Annotated in this window: 15 protein-coding genes and 2 pseudogenes; 10 read left to right on the forward strand and 7 right to left on the reverse strand. The window is 68.0% G+C overall.

From position 1 onward, the window contains the following. Positions 1 to 11: 11 nt before the first annotated feature. A complete protein-coding gene (locus tag KBY95_RS15635; RefSeq protein WP_254966219.1) occupies positions 12 to 596 on the reverse strand; it encodes a TetR/AcrR family transcriptional regulator in 585 nt (194 codons plus the stop codon). 533 nt (positions 597 to 1129) lie between these two features. Between KBY95_RS15635 and KBY95_RS15640 the strand changes: the two genes are divergently transcribed. Both KBY95_RS15640 and KBY95_RS15645 read left to right on the forward strand, forming a co-directional pair. Next, a complete protein-coding gene (locus KBY95_RS15640) occupies positions 1130 to 1441 on the forward strand; it encodes a hypothetical protein (protein WP_254966220.1) in 312 nt (103 codons plus the stop codon). Then, positions 1405 to 1719 carry a hypothetical protein gene (locus tag KBY95_RS15645; RefSeq protein WP_254966221.1) on the forward strand — a complete coding sequence of 105 codons (315 nt, stop codon included), beginning with the start codon at positions 1405 to 1407 and terminating at the stop codon, positions 1717 to 1719. Before KBY95_RS15640 ends, KBY95_RS15645 begins: the two co-directional genes overlap by 37 nt. Positions 1720 to 1910: 191 nt before the next feature. On the opposite strand, the gene KBY95_RS15650 is transcribed toward KBY95_RS15645, so the two are convergent. The 4 genes and pseudogenes from KBY95_RS15650 to KBY95_RS15660 all read right to left on the reverse strand — a co-directional run bounded on the left by KBY95_RS15650 (position 1911) and on the right by KBY95_RS15660 (position 5570). Next, positions 1911 to 2348, reverse strand: a complete 438-nt coding sequence (locus KBY95_RS15650; RefSeq protein WP_254966222.1) for a cyclic nucleotide-binding domain-containing protein — start codon at positions 2346 to 2348, stop codon at positions 1911 to 1913. Positions 2349 to 3823: 1475 nt separating this feature from the next. Then, positions 3824 to 3937, reverse strand: a pseudogene (locus KBY95_RS16565) (cold-shock protein); the annotation flags it as partial. A 103-nt stretch (positions 3938 to 4040) separates the two neighbouring features. Then, a complete protein-coding gene (locus tag KBY95_RS15655) occupies positions 4041 to 4469 on the reverse strand; it encodes a cupin domain-containing protein (protein ID WP_254966223.1) in 429 nt (142 codons plus the stop codon). A gap of 212 nt (positions 4470 to 4681) precedes the next feature. After that, positions 4682 to 5570: pseudogene (locus KBY95_RS15660) on the reverse strand (integron integrase). A 52-nt stretch (positions 5571 to 5622) separates the two neighbouring features. On the opposite strand from KBY95_RS15660, the gene KBY95_RS15665 reads away from it, so the two are divergent. From KBY95_RS15665 to KBY95_RS15685, 5 genes are read left to right on the forward strand one after another with little or no spacing between them, the layout of a single operon-like run. After that, positions 5623 to 6927, forward strand: a complete 1305-nt coding sequence (locus KBY95_RS15665; RefSeq protein ID WP_254966224.1) for a diacylglycerol kinase family protein — start codon at positions 5623 to 5625, stop codon at positions 6925 to 6927. Then, positions 6924 to 8450, forward strand: a complete 1527-nt coding sequence (locus KBY95_RS15670) for a metallophosphoesterase (protein WP_254966225.1) — start codon at positions 6924 to 6926, stop codon at positions 8448 to 8450. The genes KBY95_RS15665 and KBY95_RS15670 overlap by 4 nt, the downstream gene beginning before the upstream one ends. A gap of 25 nt (positions 8451 to 8475) precedes the next feature. Further along, the gene (locus KBY95_RS15675) at positions 8476 to 9489 is read left to right on the forward strand and encodes an acetylserotonin O-methyltransferase (RefSeq protein WP_254966226.1); all 1014 of its coding nucleotides are present in this window, start codon (positions 8476 to 8478) and stop codon (positions 9487 to 9489) included. 31 nt (positions 9490 to 9520) lie between these two features. Beyond that, positions 9521 to 10036, forward strand: a complete 516-nt coding sequence (gene moaB, locus KBY95_RS15680; RefSeq protein ID WP_254966227.1) for a molybdenum cofactor biosynthesis protein B — start codon at positions 9521 to 9523, stop codon at positions 10034 to 10036. After that, complete coding sequence (locus KBY95_RS15685; RefSeq protein ID WP_254966233.1) at positions 10036 to 11787, forward strand: mechanosensitive ion channel family protein; 1752 nt, start codon at positions 10036 to 10038, stop codon at positions 11785 to 11787. The genes moaB and KBY95_RS15685 overlap by 1 nt, the downstream gene beginning before the upstream one ends. Here the strand turns inward: KBY95_RS15685 and KBY95_RS15690 are convergent, their stop codons facing one another. Beyond that, complete coding sequence (locus KBY95_RS15690; protein WP_254966228.1) at positions 11788 to 13332, reverse strand: ABC transporter permease; 1545 nt, start codon at positions 13330 to 13332, stop codon at positions 11788 to 11790. It abuts the gene before it with no gap. Then, the gene (locus KBY95_RS15695) at positions 13329 to 14099 is read right to left on the reverse strand and encodes an ATP-binding cassette domain-containing protein (RefSeq protein ID WP_254966229.1); all 771 of its coding nucleotides are present in this window, start codon (positions 14097 to 14099) and stop codon (positions 13329 to 13331) included. The genes KBY95_RS15690 and KBY95_RS15695 overlap by 4 nt, the downstream gene beginning before the upstream one ends. A 115-nt stretch (positions 14100 to 14214) precedes the next feature. On the opposite strand from KBY95_RS15695, the gene KBY95_RS15700 reads away from it, so the two are divergent. The 3 genes from KBY95_RS15700 to KBY95_RS15710 all read left to right on the forward strand — a co-directional run bounded on the left by KBY95_RS15700 (position 14215) and on the right by KBY95_RS15710 (position 16279). Continuing rightward, a complete protein-coding gene (locus KBY95_RS15700) occupies positions 14215 to 14586 on the forward strand; it encodes a DoxX family protein (protein WP_254966230.1) in 372 nt (123 codons plus the stop codon). Between the two features lie 81 nt (positions 14587 to 14667). Further along, the gene (locus KBY95_RS15705) at positions 14668 to 15576 is read left to right on the forward strand and encodes a cation diffusion facilitator family transporter (protein ID WP_254966231.1); all 909 of its coding nucleotides are present in this window, start codon (positions 14668 to 14670) and stop codon (positions 15574 to 15576) included. 37 nt (positions 15577 to 15613) lie between these two features. Further along, positions 15614 to 16279, forward strand: a complete 666-nt coding sequence (locus KBY95_RS15710; RefSeq protein WP_254966232.1) for an SDR family oxidoreductase — start codon at positions 15614 to 15616, stop codon at positions 16277 to 16279. Positions 16280 to 16407: the final 128 nt, after the last annotated feature.

Below are 16407 nucleotides of genomic sequence, written 5' to 3' on the forward strand. Positions count from 1 at the left end.
AGGGCCAGGCTTCAGTCGCGGGCCTGAGCGGAGCCGACGGCCCCGGAATCGAGCGGCGGAACCGCCGCGTCCAGCAGACGCCTGGCCAGGACGGGATCGTCCACCAGGCGGGCCAGCAACACCGCCCCCACCATCGAGGACACCAGCCGCAGGGCCCCATCGCTGGGCACAGGCGAAGGCTGGCGGGGGTGCAGCTTGCGATCGATCAGGGCCAGCAGCCCGCGGGCGGCGGCCGCAAACGCTTGGCGCACAGGGGCCGGCTGGCGGGCCCCCTCCCCGCCAAGGGCAGCGATCACGCAGCCCCGCTCAGGGTGGGCGAGATGGTCGGGGGAGAGATAGAGGGCGAGGGTCTGCTCCAGCGGCAGCGACTCCGCCAGCGGGCCGTCAACACTGGAGGCGGACGCCGCGCGGATGGCTTCCGCCACCAGGGCGTCCCGGTTGGGGAAATGGGCATAGAAAGCTCCGTGGGTAAGGCCGGCGCGCTTCATCAGGGCGGGGATGCCGATGCCGGAGAGCCCCTGGCGGCGCAGCTCCTCAGCGGCGGCCTCAAGGATGCGCGCACGCACGGCCTGCTTGTGACCCGTGGGGTATCGCATGATGGGCATCATGGCACCAACGGAAGGGCCCTGACGGCCAGTGCCGCGTCACCACATCCAGCAACGTTCTTAGGACGTCGCTGACGTTGCCCTCCACGAAGCGAAGATCGGCTCCAGCAAGACTTGGAAGCTCTGAAGGCTTGAACACCCAGGACGGCTGGGTGCAGGCCGGGCGGGAACTGAATCCTCCTGGGCCATGACGTGGTGGCGCAGCATCCGTGCCTGGGTTGGGAGGCCCTCGCAATGGCGCCAACCTGCGCGACGAAAGCCTTAAAGCCTGCTTCCGTAACAGCGCCAAGCAGGAAGGTCACGCCAACGAACCGTCATCGGTGGCAATGAAGCCAATCCACAAGTCAAGCGAAAGGCCGCCACAGACGAAAGCCAGGGCGATCGAGTCGTCAACGGCTTCGGTGGATCAATGATGAACAGTGGGAGCTGGAATCATTGGCAATCAACGCGGGAGGACGGGGGCGCCTAAAGCAAGGTCGAGAAGAGACGTTGGTGTTGCACCACCCTTCCAGTCCCAGCGATGCATGACATTGAAAATCCTTCAGGTGCTTGCCGCTTCTCTGCTCAGCTGCGCTTCGGTGCTCGTGGCTACGCCCGTTCTGGCCGACACCGTTGATGCCAGCTGCGATGTGTTCACGGCAGGCGACGACAAGGCCACCTCATCGGGGCTCTGCACGTTCTCGCAACGTCAAGGGTTCGTCACCATCCGGCTCAAGGGCGGCCAGACTTATGCGCTCAAGCCCAACGCCAGCCCCCCAATGCGTTCTTTGATGAGCAAGGCGAGCCCGCCAAGCGCGAGATGTTGGAAGCCAATCGTGGACAGGTTTACCGCTTAGACAAACAGTCCATCTTCGTGTTCTGGGACACCGCTCCTTACAAGAAGGCGGCGGTCAGCTCCGCACCGGTCGGTGGGTCACCAACCGGTAATCCGCCCGAAATTGTCAAACTGCTTTTGGGCCTCCATCAGGTGAAGTTTGATGGTGGCTGTCGCGTCAATTTCAACAAAGCCGGAAAGTCCTTCAGCACGACATCTGCCTGTGAAGCTGCCAAGGTTGGGATTGCTGAGGATGCCATTCAGCGCTACTTCCGCGAACAGGGATCCATGACCCATTGATGGCGTCAGGGGTCTCCATGCAGTGAGCCAGGGTGCTGCAGCCCACGCTCGGCCCGCCACATGCTCGGAGTTAATCGCCGATCACCATAGTGCCCGGCCGAGGGTGAGACTTCGGCGTGCACTTGCAGCGCCGACGCCAGCATTAGCCTCCATCGGCATAGCGATGCTATCAAAGAGGGTTTGCAGGAGATTCAGAAACTGATTCCGTAGGGATCGTTGGTTATGCGCAAGCGGTGGGCCAGTTCCTTGATGATCCCATGCATGATCTCGGGGTGTTCCGCCATCAGGCTCTGCAGGATCGACTGCTCGATCCGGTAAAGCGTGGTCGTGTCGATGGCGCTCACTGAGGCTGAGCGGGGCTCTGGGTCGAGGGCCGCCAACTCTCCCACGATGTCGCCATCGGTGAGTTCAACCACAGTTTGGTCGCCGATGTGAACCCGAACCAGGCCGGCCACGATCACGAACATCGAGGTGCCGGGATCCCCCTTGGCAAACAGCTGCTGGTTGGGAGCAAGCTGCACCTCCTCCACGACATCAGCCAAAGCGGCCAACACGTTATCGGGGGTGGTGGCGAAGATGCTCGATCCCCTGAGACGGCGCATCTTGTCGTGCTTGGTCTCGCTGGTCATGGCTCTCGGAGAAGAAGGTCTGATGGCGGTCAAGACCGGGGTTCAGGGAATCGGGCTAGCAGCCAGATCTGAAGTATGACGTTAACAAGGGCTGAGGTCCACGCGCAGTCGCATCTGGGCTCACAAGCTGACCGAGCCAAGGTGTTGCGGTCGACAGGGCAACCGGAGCAGCACATTCTCGAGCCACTGGCTGGCCTTCAGATCATCGAAGGCTCTGCACTACAACAGCTTGCCAGGGCTTGGGCTCAACGACACACGTCTTGCAAGAAGACTCGCAATGAATAGGGCCTGGACCCGAGAAGACATCCAGGTCGTGATGGCGCCATATCTGCTAAAGCTTCGCAATGCAGACGCCGTTTGCGTTCACAGGTTGGGCCACATGAAAGGACTGCCGGCAAGCCCTTTGATCTGTCCAACGCTCAAGATCAGCGGCGGGCCGCGCAGCGGAGACCGTGCGATGGACCGGTGGCTATAAGGCTATGCCTCCGGACTCTGAACGCAAGAAACTCAGCAATGCCGTTCCTCGTGGTGACAAGCGATAACCCGTCCCCAGGCTTTCGGTAAGCCCGAGGTTCTTCAATCTCCTCACGTTGAGCTTGAACCGCTCCTTCTCTTGACCAACAAGACCGCACACGTCCCCTGCGCGAACTCCCGGATGAGAACTGAGGGCTGACAATGTACGGAACGTCCACGCCCCTTCCGTTGCTCGTGAATCCAATCGATTCAACTGGCTCTGAAGAACTTGGAACTCCGCAGTGGACGCCGTTGACATGCCGCGCAGTGCCATTCGGGGGTCTGGAAGCAAAGGCCCAAGTTCGATACGATAGATTTCGCCTTCCGGTCGGCGTTGTAATTCAGCCAACAGCACCTCTCTCGACTCGTAACCCGCTCGGTGGGCATCCGCGGCCGAGATCCGGTTCAATGGAAATGGCTCGACAGACGTGATGCTGAGTTGTCCAACGGGAGTCAACAACGTTCCACCCGCACGGACGGATGGGCGCCGCCAACGTCTGAAAGCCAGCGTTACGGCTCCAGTTTCAATGCCTTCAAGGAACTCCTTGCGAAAGAGCATCAGACCATCTCCGCTTCGGCCACAGAACACCCCAGTTCAGAAGTGAGCCTGAGGGCAAAGGATTCACAGGCAAGCTCCGCTACCACCTTCTGCATCTGGATGCCAGCCCACGCCTTCATACCTAAACATTGCGAGACAACCATCGATGCCATGCGAAAAAGCCCGCGATGGTTACCCCCACAGTGATCAAAAGACCGCCACTTGCTTGGCATCTCCGGCGTGCGCCAGCGTCCGTGGATAGCAGCCGACTCATCGACCGCCTATGCAAGGAACATCAAGAGACTGAGGCGAAGGCCGGGATCACCAATAGAGAAGTCTTGGGCGATCGGTTGCGGGCAAGGTACTGGTCTGAGAGTGCACGCTCCTTTCCGTTTGGACCTAGTTCGGTTTCAAAGGTGAAGACTTACCCGATCATCGGGCGACCGGTACCAGTTGGAAAGGCCTTGATGTGAACGAAGACATCCTTGCCACCCTGGGCTGGTTCGATGAAACCGAAGCCTCGCTCATCATTCCACGATCTGAGGTTCCCGCTTCATCGCATCGGTGGGTTCTGCGTCTGGCTAACGCGCCGTTGAGCGGCGCCGGAGCGCGCAGCGCGGAGGCGTCCGCTCAACGGTTGGTTAAGCATCGTCAACACTATGCAATGGATTCTCTCCGAACCACTTCACCAAGTGCGGCATCATCTGCTCAAAGCCGGCCGGCACGTTGATGCTAATGAACCCGCATTCGTCCTTTCCGTGATTCTCGAAGTCATGCGGCACTCCGCCTGGGATCAGGACGTAGCTTCCACGCTGAGCGTCAGTTTGCTTGCCATCAACAACTAGGTTGAGGGTGCCTGCGAGCACGTAGAAGATGTGGTCGTCGGCATGGGCGTGGGCGCCCGGCCCCCGAGTTCGAGGCTCAAGCCACCACTCCGAAATCGAGTACCTCGAAGCGGTTTCCTCTCCGTCTGCAAAGAAGATCGCTCGCATTCTGCCCATATCGTACTTGCGGCCTTGATCCGGCCTAACGATTAAGGGTTTCCGGTCGCCACCGCTCGCGGCACTCATACATGTCTCCTGGAGTTCTGATGGACGCCTATTCGATGCCTAACAGTATTTCGACGGATCCGGTATCCATCCTGCGCAAGGTGCTCCGGCGGCATAAGAAGCCTTTGAGACCATGATCATGCCTTGCCCCCCCTCCAGCGTAAGGCTTTTCCCTACCCTCGCTCTTGGGTGACGGAGACATGGGCGGGTCCGAGATCCAGAGGTTCGGTTCGCTACCGAAGGTCTGCCGGACTCATCACCCCGCAAGGGCCGCGATTCAGCACATGCGTATATCTTCACGTCGCTGTGGCCAAGCAGTTCCTGGATGGTGCGAATGTCCTGGCCGCGCTCCAGTGGATGAGTTGCAAAGGAGTGGCGAAAGGTGTGGCAGCTGGCAGGTTTGTTGATTCCGGCCCGCAGGATTGCCCGCTTCACCGCCTTCTGGATCACGGACGGGTCAATGTGGTGCCGGCCTTCCGTTCGGGTCCTGGCGTCACGCCAACGGTGCGCTTGTGGGAAGACCCACTGCCACCCCCATTCCGAGGCGGCGTTCGGGTACTTCCTTCCCAATGCCTTCGGTAGCACCACCCTCCCCCGGCCTGCCGCCAGGTCGGCTTGGTGGATCTGCCGTACCACCAGCAGATGCTTCTGCAAAGGCTCCATCAGGCTGGCTGGGCACACGGTGACCCGGTCCTTGTCGCCTTTGCCGCTGCGGACGATCAGTTGCCGGGCTTGGAGATCCAAATCCTGGACCCGGAGCCGGAGCCGGAGCGCTTCCATCAGCCGCAGTCCGCTGCCATACAGCATCTGCGCCACAAGCTGTTCGGTTCCCTGGAGCCGTTGCAGCACCTCCCTCGTCTCCGCCACCGTGAACACCACCGGCAACCGCTTGGGCTGCCTGTTGAGAAAGAGCAGGGCGGATAGCGCCTGGTTCTGCGTGGAGGCACTCACTTGCCCCACTGTGGCCAGATGCGACAGGAAGGCATTGATCTCCTGCTTGCCCATTTCCCTGGGATGCCGCATCCCGTGAAAGCGCAGAAAGCGACGCACCCAATGGGCGTAGGTGAAGATGGTGCGCCGGGCGTAGTGCCGCACCTTCAGCTCCTCCCGATAGCGATCCATCAGTCGGAAGCCCTGGGCGGGCCGCGACGACGCCCGCCTAACCTCATGGCCGATGGTCCATACCCTGGTGCTGCTGGCGAGTGAGTCACGCCTTGAGGCGCTGCTCGACTGGCTCGACCGACAGGCCCTGGCCGTCGCCGGTTTTCCGCTGCTCGCCACCGCCGAACTGGCCGGGCGGCTGCGCAGCGACCCCCGCACCGCCCAGCTGCCGGTGACGGCACTGGAGGCGCTCTCCGAAGGGGGCGATATCCAGGTGGCCGCCCGCGTGCTGGCTGGTGAGGTGGCGGCGGTGATCGCCTTCCTTGATCCGGAGGCGCCCGCGGCCTCACCGCCCGACGGCCGGCTGCTGATCCGCGCCTGCGATCTGGCCGCGGTGCCCCTGGTCCTCAACGCCGCCACCGCCGAGCTGGCCCTGCGCGGCCTGGCCCACGGCCGCTCGGCCTACCTGCTGTTCAATCCCGTCGCCGGCCAGGGGGATGCCAACGCCGATCTGGCCCTGATCCGCTCGATCCTCGAACCCCAGCTGCTGGTGACGGTGCTGCTCACCAGTGCCAGCACCGATCCGGGCGACCAGTGCCGCGAGCTCGTCGAACTGCTCCAGGCCCGGCCAGCCGGTGAGATCGGCAACGTGATGATCGTGGCCTGCGGTGGCGATGGCACCGTCTCGGCCGTGGCGGGGGCGGTGGCCGGCACCGGCATTCCCCTCGGCGTGATTCCCCGCGGCACCGCCAACGCCTTCGCGGCGGCACTCGACATCCCCACCGACCTGGTGGGCGCCTGCGAGACGATCCTGGCCGGCCACACCCACGTGGTGGACGCCGCCCGCTGCAACGGCCTGCCGATGACCCTGCTGGCCGGGGTCGGCTTTGAGGCCGGGATGGTGGATCGGGCCACCCGCGAGCTCAAAACGATGCTCGGTCCGCTCGCCTACGTGCTCGCCGGCGCCCAGCAACTGGTGGCCCAGCAGCCCTTCCAGGCCCGCGTCGAGATCGACGGCACCGTCACCGACGTGCAGGCCGCCGCCATCACCGTGGCCAACGTGGCCCCCGCCACCTCGGTCCTGGCCCAGGGTTTCGGGCGGGTGATCCCCGACGACGGCCTGCTGGAGGTCACGATCGCCTCGCCCAGCACCCGCCTGCAGGGCCTCAACGCCCTCGCCTCCCTGCTCACCTCCGCCGTGGTGCAGTCACCAACCAACCACCCGGATCTTCTGTGTTTGCGGGCCAGCCACATCACGATCACCACCGACCCACCCCAGCGGCTGGTGATCGACGGCGAAATGCTCGAAGCCGACACCGTGACCTTCACCTGCCTGCCCGGCGCCCTGACGGTGTTCGCGCCACTCCAGACACCGTGAATCTCGCCTCCGAGGCGGGCATCGCCACCAAAGTCGGCCGCATGGCCGACCGGGTGCGCTGGGGCCATCCCGAGTTCTCCAGCCGCGGCATCGATCCCTGCCGACTGGCGCTCGAGGGCGATCCAGGCGCACCGGAGGCCTTCTCCTTCCTGGTGCTGGGGGACAGCGGCACCGGCCTGCACCGCCGCGACACCCCCCAGCGGCGGGTGGCCGAGCAGTTGCTTGCCCACGGCAGCGATGCCCGCTTCCTGCTGCACACCGGTGATGTCGTCTACCAGGTGGGCTCCAGCGAGCAGTACCCGGACAACTTCATCCGTCCCTACCGCGAGTGGATCGTGGGCGGTGAGGACTGGCCCCGGCTGCGCTACGACCGGCTTGTCTTCCGGGTGCCGTTCCTGCCGGTGCTCGGCAACCACGACTACTACGACCTGCCGCTGCCCCTGGGGTTGCTGGCCGGCCTGACGGCGGCGCCGCGGCAGTTGCTGCGCTCCTGGATCCATCTCGATGTGGGTTGGCACGGCTCCTACGTGGGCCAGGCCTGGGCCCGCGCCTTCCTCGATGTGCTCAATGCCATACCCGAGGCGGACTTGGGCGAGCACCTCGCCCGCACCCGCACCGCCACGGTCGACGGGGCTCGCTGCCTGCTCTACCGCCCCGGCCAGTTCACCCGTCTGCCCCACCGCCACTACACCGTTCGCTGGGCCGGCGTCGACGTGTTCGCCCTCGACTCCAACACCTTCAACCAGCCCCTGCCGGCCGGCGCCGACGACAGGGACCTGCGCGAGCGTCGCCAGCGGCTCGACGCCGAGCGGGCCGCCCTGCTGCTGTCCCTCGGCCCCGTCGACGGCGACGAGGACGCCCGCGACGATCGGGCCACCAAGGCCGAGCAGCTCGATGAACAGATCCGTGACATCGACAAGCAGCTCACGGGCGGCCCCAGGGCGGTGGATGAGGCCCAGCTCAACTGGTTCGCCGACGCCCTGATCGCCTCCTGGCGCAACCCCGCGGTGCGGGGCCGGCTGCTGGTGCTGCACCACCCCCCCTACGTCACCGAAACCAGCAAGTGGGACCAGGGCCAGACCCTGGCCGTGCGGACCCAGCTGCGCCGCGTCCTGGATCGGGTGGCCGCCGCCCTCGGCGATCTGCCGGCCGGCCGGCCCCTGCTCGATCTGGCCTTCAGCGGCCATGCCCATTGCCTGGAGCTGCTCGACGTCGGCGACACCGGCCACGGCGACGCCCGCATCCCCTGGGCGATCTGCGGCGGCAGCGGCTACAGCCTGCGCCGCCAGCGCCGGGAAGGGCCCGAGCTGCTGGAGGGTCCCCGGGGCGCCGAGCGTGTCGTGGCCCGCTCGCGCCTGTTCCTCGGCCGCAGCGGCCGGGGCTCCGGCCTGCGGCGTGCCTACTCCGCCCTGCGGGTCGATGTGGCGGCCGGCACTCCCCTGAAGCTCACGCTCACGCCGCTGGTGGCGGAGAAGGCCGAAGGGGAATGGCGGCCCTACCGCGGGGCCGAGATCACGCTGTAGAACAGCTCACGCCAGCCCCGCTCCCATGGACCCGAACGCGGATCTCACCAGTCGGTTCCTCCAGCTCGCCTGCGGCAACTGGATCACCCAGATGCTGCACGTGGCCGCCGAGCTGGCGATCGCCGACCATCTGGCCGTCGCCAGCCCCCAGGGCCTGACGGCCGAGGAGCTCGCCGGCCGCTGCGGCGCCGATGGCGAGTCCCTGTTCCGGCTGCTGCGGGGCCTGGCCAGCCTGGGCCTGTTCGCCGAGACCGATCCGCGCCGCTTCGTGCTCACCCCCTTGGCGGAGCTGCTGCGCAGCGACCACCCCGGCTCCCAGCGCCAGTTCATGCGCATGCTCGGCGGCGAGCACTACGACGCCTGGGCCGACCTGCTCCACAGCGTCCGCAGCGGCGAGAGCGCCTTCCGCCATCGCTTCGGCGAACCTGTCTTCGATTGGTATGGGCATAACCCCGAACGCGGCGCCATTTTCAACGGCGCCATGACCGACTTCTCCCGGGTCGAGACCGAGGGCCTGCTGGCGACCTGGGACTTCAGCCGTGCCACGCACCTGGTCGACGTGGGCGGCGGGCGCGGCCAGCTGCTTCAGGCGGTGCTGCATCAGCACGGCCACCTGCGCGGCACCCTCTTCGATCAGCCCGCGGTGGTGGCGCCGGTGGCGGTTCCGCCGGCGCTGGCGGGACGCTTCGCGGTAGCCGCCGGCGACTTCTTCACCGCCGTGCCCGCCGGCGGCGACACCTACCTGCTGAAGCACATCCTCCACGACTGGGGTGACGACGCCTGCCTGACAATCCTGGGCCACATTCGCGCCGGTCTCGCCCCCGGCGGACGGGTGCTGATCCTCGAGCAGGTGATCCCCCCCGGCAACGCTCCGGCCCCCGGCAAGCTGCTCGATCTCAACATGCTCGTGATGACCGAAGGCGGCCGCGAACGCACGCCCGACGCCTACGGGCACTTGCTGCAGCGTGCCGGCCTGCGCCTGGCCGCCCTGCATCCCACCCCCTCACCGGTCACGGTGATCGAGGCGGTGGCGGCCTGAGCAGAATGGTTGAGACTGCCTCTCGCCGGACTTGAGCCTCTCCATCGCCCTGCTCACGGTCTCCGACAGCCGCAGCCTCAGCGACGACCCCTCGGGCGATGCCCTGCAACAGCGGCTAGAGGCGGCCGGCCACCGGCTGCTGGAGCGCAGCCTGGTGCCCGACGACCGTTACCGCATTCGCGCCGAACTGAGCCGCTGGATCGCCGATGCCGCCGTGCAGGTGGTGATCAGCTCCGGCGGCACCGGCCTCACCGGCCGCGACGGCACCCCCGAGGCGGTGGCGCCCCTGCTCGACAAGACCATCGAGGGCTTCGGCGAGCTGTTCCGGGTGCTGTCCTTTGAGACGATCGGCACCAGCACCCTGCAGAGTCGCGCCCTGGCCGGAGTCGCCAACGGCACGGTGGTGTTCGTCCTGCCCGGCTCCCTCGATGCGGTCTGCACCGCCTGGGACCGGTTGATCCGCGCCCAGCTCGACGCCACCACCCGCCCCTGCAATCTGGTACAGCTGTTGCCACGGCTCAGCGAGTCTGCCGATCAGGCGCCTTGATGGCTGGTTCGTGGCGGAGTGGAGCAGCCCGTTCCTGGTGGCTGGGGGGCTTCGCCCTGCTGATGGCGATCGCTCTTTCGCTGCTGCCGCCAGCGTTGGCGGCCGCCCCAGGCGGGAGTGGTGCCGGGGGCAGCGAGGCTCCGGCAGCCCCGGGCGACCAAAACGCCACGGTGGCCGCCGGCAGTTTCGAGCTGGCCAAAGTTCGCATCCTTGGCGTTCCCGCCCTCACCGTGGCCTCTCCTGTGGTCGGCCAGCAGGACGATGCCCCCAACGCCCAGCGCCGCGCCGAGGTGATCGAAGGCAACCTGCGCCTTCTCTACGACCCCCAGCATCTCTGCAGCGAGAGTGAACAGATCGCCGAATGGATCCTGCTCCGGGTGCTGGGCGGAAACGAGGGGGCCTGTGAGCAGCCGCCGCTCCAGCCGGTCACGGGCAGCGCCCCCGAGCAGTTGGTGGTCCAGCGCCGGCAGCTGCCCGGTGGGGATGTGGTGCTGGAAGCCAGGGTGCCGGAACGGTCCGAACCCCTGCCGCTACTGACGATCACCCGTGCCGACGCCAGCCTCAATGGCATCAGCGCCTTGGCCCTGGGGGAACGATGGCAGCAGCGGCTGCAGAGCCGCCTGCGCCATGCCCGCCGGGTGATGCAGCCGGCCGATCTGCGCCGCCGCTTGCAGTTCACCTTGACGCTGGAACTGGCGCTGGCCCTGCTCACCGTCGGCACCCTCTGTCTTTGGCGCCACAACCGTCACCGCCGCGCCAGGCTCCTGGGCCGCCGCCGCCCCACGCCGGATCGGGCCCTGGAACACCGCCTCCAACTCCATCAGGCCTTCGGGCTGCTGCTGCTGCTGGCGGTGCTGCTGGAGTTGATGGTCATGCTGGCCCTGGGGGTGATGGTGATGCCCGGCAAGGTGCCCCTGGGCCTGCAGTTGCTGCTGCAGCCGGTTCACTCCTTCCTCAAGGTCCTGATCGTGGGGCTTCTCGCCCTGCTGGTGCGCTCCCTGGCCACGTTTCTGCTGCACCAGTGGGCCGACAGCGCCAGGGTGCCGGTGGAGGAGCAGGCACGGCGGGAGCAGCGGCACCGCAGCCTGCTGCGGGTGAGCCACCGCCTCATCGATCTGGCCTGCGTGATCGTGGCCGGCGGCTGGATCCTGATCGACATTCCCGGCATCCGCGCCGCCTCCTCCTCCCTGCTGCTGGCTGGCGGCGCCCTGCTGGGTGGCCTGGCCCTGGTGTTCCAGGGACTGCTGCGCGATTTTGCCGCCGGCCTGGCGGTGCTGCTGGAAGATCGCTATGCGATTGGCGACTGGGTGGAGATCGGCGGCCTCGAGGGCGACGTGGTGGATGTGGGGGTGCTCAGCACCCAGCTGCGCTGCCTCGACCACCGGGTGGCCGTGATCCAGAACAGCTCCTTCGACCGGGTGGTGAATCACACCAAGCTGCGCTCCGGCGAGGTGGTGAAGCTGCTGGTGTCCCACCGCTGCACCGACATCGACCACGCCCTGGCGGTGATGGCCGAGGAGCTCGCCCTCTTCCACACAGACACCGCCTGGGGACCCCGGTTGCTGGCGGCCCCCCTGCTGCGGGGCGTCAGCGCCACGGGCCCCCTGGGCATCACCGTGAGCGTGCTGCTCACCACCGTGGCCGGCGAGCAGTGGGCCTGCTCCCGCGAGCTGCAGCGGCGCCTGGTGGCCCGTTTCCAGCGGGAGGACATCCCCCTGGCCGATGGCCTGGAGCTGGCCGCCCGGAGCTGATCAGAGGGCTGCCAGCCAGCGGCGCCGCGCCCGGTCGCTGAGGTCCTCGCCGACCAGGGTGAGCAGGGCATACACCGCCACCAAGGCCAGCAGCTGGTCCCAGGCGAAGGAGCTCAGGCTCTCCAGCAGCTGGCTGCCCAGCCCGGTCGCCCCCACCAGTCCCACCACCACCGATTCCCGCAGGATCACATCGGCCCGGTAGGCGCCGTAGGCCAGGTAGGGGCGAGCCAGGGCGCTGAAGCGGCCGTAGAGCAGGGCCAGCCGGGGCCCGCTGCCGCCGCAGGCCAGGGCCTCCTCGGCGGCGGGATCGGTGGACTCGGCGCTCTCCAGCAGCAACCGGCCCAGCACCCCCAGATTGTGGAAGCCCAGGGCCAGGGCGGCGGTGATCACCCCCGGCTCGAGCACGAACAACAGCAGCAGGGCGCTCAAGGGCGGCGGCCAGAGGCGCCCCAGGGCCCACAGCAGCCGCAGCCCCTGCCGGGCCCAGCCGACGGGCGCCACCAGCAACAGCAGCAGCGGCGCCAGGCCCACCGCGAGGCTGGCCGCCAGGCCGGTGAGCAGCAGGGTGCCCCCCACCAACCGGGGCCAGGGCAGGGCAAAAGTGGCCACCCAGTCGCCGCCACCCAGGCCGGGCAGAAGCTGCCAGTGGAGCAGGGCCGCCGGATCCACCCCCAGGCCGCGGCCCACCAGAACACACAGGGGCAGCAGAGCCGCCAGGGTCAGCAGCATCTCGCGGCTGCGTTCGCCCACACCCCGCCGGGCCAGCACGAAGCGACCGGGCACCAGCCAGCGCCGCCGCAGCAGGCTGATGACCGCCTCCAGGGCCAGCATCACGGCCAGCAGCAGCCACAGGCCGCTCCAGAGTTCATGGAACTCGAGCGACTGCAGGGTCAGCTTGAGATCGGTGCCCAGGCCCCCGAGGCCGAACACCCCCAGCAGGGTGGCGCTGCGCAGGGCGCATTCCAGCCGGTAGCCGCCGTAGCTGAGCACCCCCGGCAGCAGGGCCGGCCCCAGGGCCGTGAGCAAGGCCGCCGGTGCCGGGGCGCCCGCCGCCCGCAGGGCCTCCAGGTTGGCGGTGGGCAGGGCATCGAGCAGGTCGGACAGCACCCGCGCCACCAGGGCCCCGAAGGGCAGGGCGATCGCCAGCACCGCCACCGCCGGCTGCAGCCCCACCAACTGGAGCAGCAGCAAGCCCCAGATCAGTTCATGGATCGCCCGGGGCAGGGCCAGCAGCCGGCGGATCAGCTCCGCCGGCACCCCGCTGCCCGTCAGGGTGCGCCAAACGGTGCGGGAGCTGCACGCCCCCAGCACCAGGCCCAGCACCAGGCTGCCGGCCCAGCCCAGCAGGGCCATGCCAGCCGTCACCCCGAGCCCCTTCAGCAGCGAAGCGAGTACCACCGGATCCAACGACGGCGTCACTGCCGCCAGCGCAAAGTCGCCGATCAGCTCCCAGCCGCCGCCGTGCACCAGTGGTGGCAGCAGGACGGCCAGGGGCACCAGCACCAGGGCCGGCAGCAGCATCAGCAGCGGCGACGCCGGTTTCAAGCTGTCACGCCGGGTGGGGTGCCCCCGTAGAGGTCCGCCAGCAGGGCCGCGTTCACCCGGGCCGCCGGCCCGTCGAACAGCACCCGGCCGTCCTTGAGGCCCACGGCCCGATCGAAACCGTCGAGGAGGTCGGGGCGGTGCAGGCTCAGCAGCAGGGCCCGGGGGGCCACAGCCTGGGCCAGCAGCAGGGCCAGCAGCTCGGCGGCCAGCCGCGGATCGAGGCTGGCCAGGGGTTCATCAGCCAGCAGCAGGGTGGGCTCCTGGCGCAGCAACCGGGCCATCGCCACCCGCTGGCGCTGGCCGCCGGAGAGGGCCGTCACCGGCTGCTCCAGCAGGGCCGGATCCAGATCCATCGCCCGAAGGGCAGCTGCGCAGGCCTCGGTGTCCAGGGGCAACAGCAGGTTGAGCAGGGCCCGGGGCCAGCCCCAGCGGGCCAGCCGGGCGGCGTTGAGGTTCTGCTGCACGGTCAGCTCCTCGATCAGGCGCAGGTCCTGCCAGAGGGTGCCGATGCGGGCCTGCTGGCGGCGCCGGCCGCGGCGGGAGCGGGCGGGGGGCTGGCCCTCCCACAGCACCGTGCCCGCCGCCGGCGAGAGCAGGCCGTTGGCCACTGCCAGCAGGGTGCTCTTGCCGGCGCCGCTGGCCCCCAGCAGCGCCACCCGCTCACCGGGAGCCAGGCTCAGGTCGACGTCCTCCAGCCGGGGCCGGTCGCGGCCACTGACGCGGATGCCCCGCAGCGCGAGCACAGCGGTGGCGGGGCCGGCGGCCATGAACGCAGGAAACAGCAAAGGCTCGATCCAGATTGCCAGTCGTCAGGCCGGGGCCCGTTGGCTCGTCAGGCCGATGGGAACCCCAGCAGACTCTCCCTCATCCGCACGGCAAGCCATGACGTCCTCCACCGGGTCCCGACCCTCCCTCCTTGATGGCATCGCCCGGGTGCTGCTGTGCCTGGTATTTCTCCACGCGGTGATCGGCAAGCTGACGGGCTTCTCCGGCGTGGCCGGCATGATCGCCGGCCGGGGCATCCCGCTGGCGCCGGTGCTGCTGGGGGCGGCCGTGGTCCTGATGGCCGTGGGTTCGGTGCTGGTGATCAGCGGCGTCCGGGTGCGGCTCGGGGCGATCCTGCTGCTGCTGTTCCTGGTGCCCACCACCCTGCTGTTCCACAACGATGTGGCCGACCCCCAGGAGCGGGGCGCGCTGTTGAAGAACCTCTCGATCATGGGGGGCCTGCTGCTGGTGGCCGACCGCCGCCCCTGAAGGGGACGGACCGCGGCGCCGTGGCCAGGCTGGGCGAGCATGGCCGCGCGGCGTCCTCCCCCTGCCGCCCAGTCCGATCCCATGCCCTTCGCGTCGCCCCGCTCCTACATCCTTCTCTCGGTGGCGGCGGCAGTGGCCACCATCGTGCTGAAGACGGCCGCCTGGCGGCTCACCGGCTCGGTGGGCCTGCTGTCGGATGCGATGGAATCCGGGGTGAATCTGGTGGCGGCCCTGGGGGCCTTCTGGGCCCTCAGCCTGGCCGCCAAGCCCGCCGACCGCACCCACCACTACGGCCATTTCAAGGCCGAGTACTTCTCGAGCGGCCTGGAGAGTGTGCTGATCGTGCTGGCCGCCCTGGCGATCATCTATTCGGCTGTGGGCCGCCTGCACCACCCAGAGCCGCTGGAGCAACTGGGGTTGGGCATGGCCCTCTCCCTGGTGGCCACGGTGCTCAACGGCCTGGTGGCCTGGGTGCTGCTGCGGGCCTCCCGCCACTTCCACTCGATCACCCTGCGGGCCGATGCCCACCATCTGTTCACGGACGTCTGGACCTCCTGCGGGGTGCTGGTGGGCATCGGTCTGGTGAAGCTCACCGGCGTCACGATGCTCGACCCGCTGATCGCCATCGCCGTGGCGCTCAACATCACCCTCACTGGCTGGCATCTGCTGCGGGAAACGGCCTCCGGCCTGCTCGACCGCTCGCTTCCCATCGACGAGCAGGAGCGGCTGGAGGCGCTGCTGGCCTCCCATGAAACCGGGGGCATCCGCTTCCACGCCCTGCGCACCCGGGTGGCCGGATCACGCCGCTTCGTGGCTTTCCATGTGCTGGTGCCTGGGCAATGGACGGTGCAGGCCGGCCATGACCTCTGCGACAGGCTGGAGCAGGAGATCGCCATCGCCCTGCCCCGCAGCGATGTGCTCACCCACCTTGAGCCGATCGAGGATCCCAGGGCCTGGGACGACCAGGGATTCCGCTGGGAGGAGGGTTGAGCCCCATACGATCCAGGCAACAGCGAGCCCGTCCCCGATGGCCACCTATCTGATCACCGGCGCCAACCGCGGCATCGGCCTGGAATACTGCCGCCAACTCCAGGCCAGGGGGGACACGGTGGTGGCGGTCTGCCGCACGCCGTCACCGGAGCTGGAGGCCCTCGGGGTACGCCTCGAGGCGGGGGTCGACCTCACCGAGGAGGCCGCCATCGCCGCTCTGGTGGAACGGCTCGGCCCGCTGGCCATCGACGGGTTGATCCTCAATGCCGGGCTGCTGGAGCGCACCAGCCTCGACGACCTCGACGTCGACAGCCTGCGGCGCCAGTTCGAGGTGAACGCTGTCGCCCCCCTGCGGCTCACCCAGGCCCTGCTGGGCCATCTCCCCGCCGGCGCCAAGGTGATCCTGATGACCAGCCGCATGGGCTCGATCGAGGACAACAGCTCCGGCGGCGCCTACGGCTACCGGATGTCGAAGGTGGCGCTGTGCATGGCCGGCAAGTCACTGGCCATCGACCTGCGGCCCCGCGGCATCGCCGTGGCCCTGCTCCATCCCGGCCTGGTGCGCACCCGCATGACGGGCTTCAGCGACCAGGGCATCAGCACCGAGGAGTCGGTCCACGGCCTGCTGGCCCGCATGGATGCCCTGACCCTGGAGACGAGCGGCACGTTCTGGCACGCCAATGGCCAGGAGCTGCCCTGGTAGGGCCCTAGGAGACTGATGAAAAACCTGGCCAGCCGCGAGAGAATGGAGTAACGGCACTGAGCAGATGCGCGGCCAACAGGAGAGGACCGGCCCCCTGTTCTCCTACATCTCCACGGAGGAGCGCATCC

Source organism: Cyanobium sp. Aljojuca 7A6 (assembly GCF_024346455.1).
In the GTDB taxonomy this organism is placed as follows: domain Bacteria; phylum Cyanobacteriota; class Cyanobacteriia; order PCC-6307; family Cyanobiaceae; genus Cyanobium.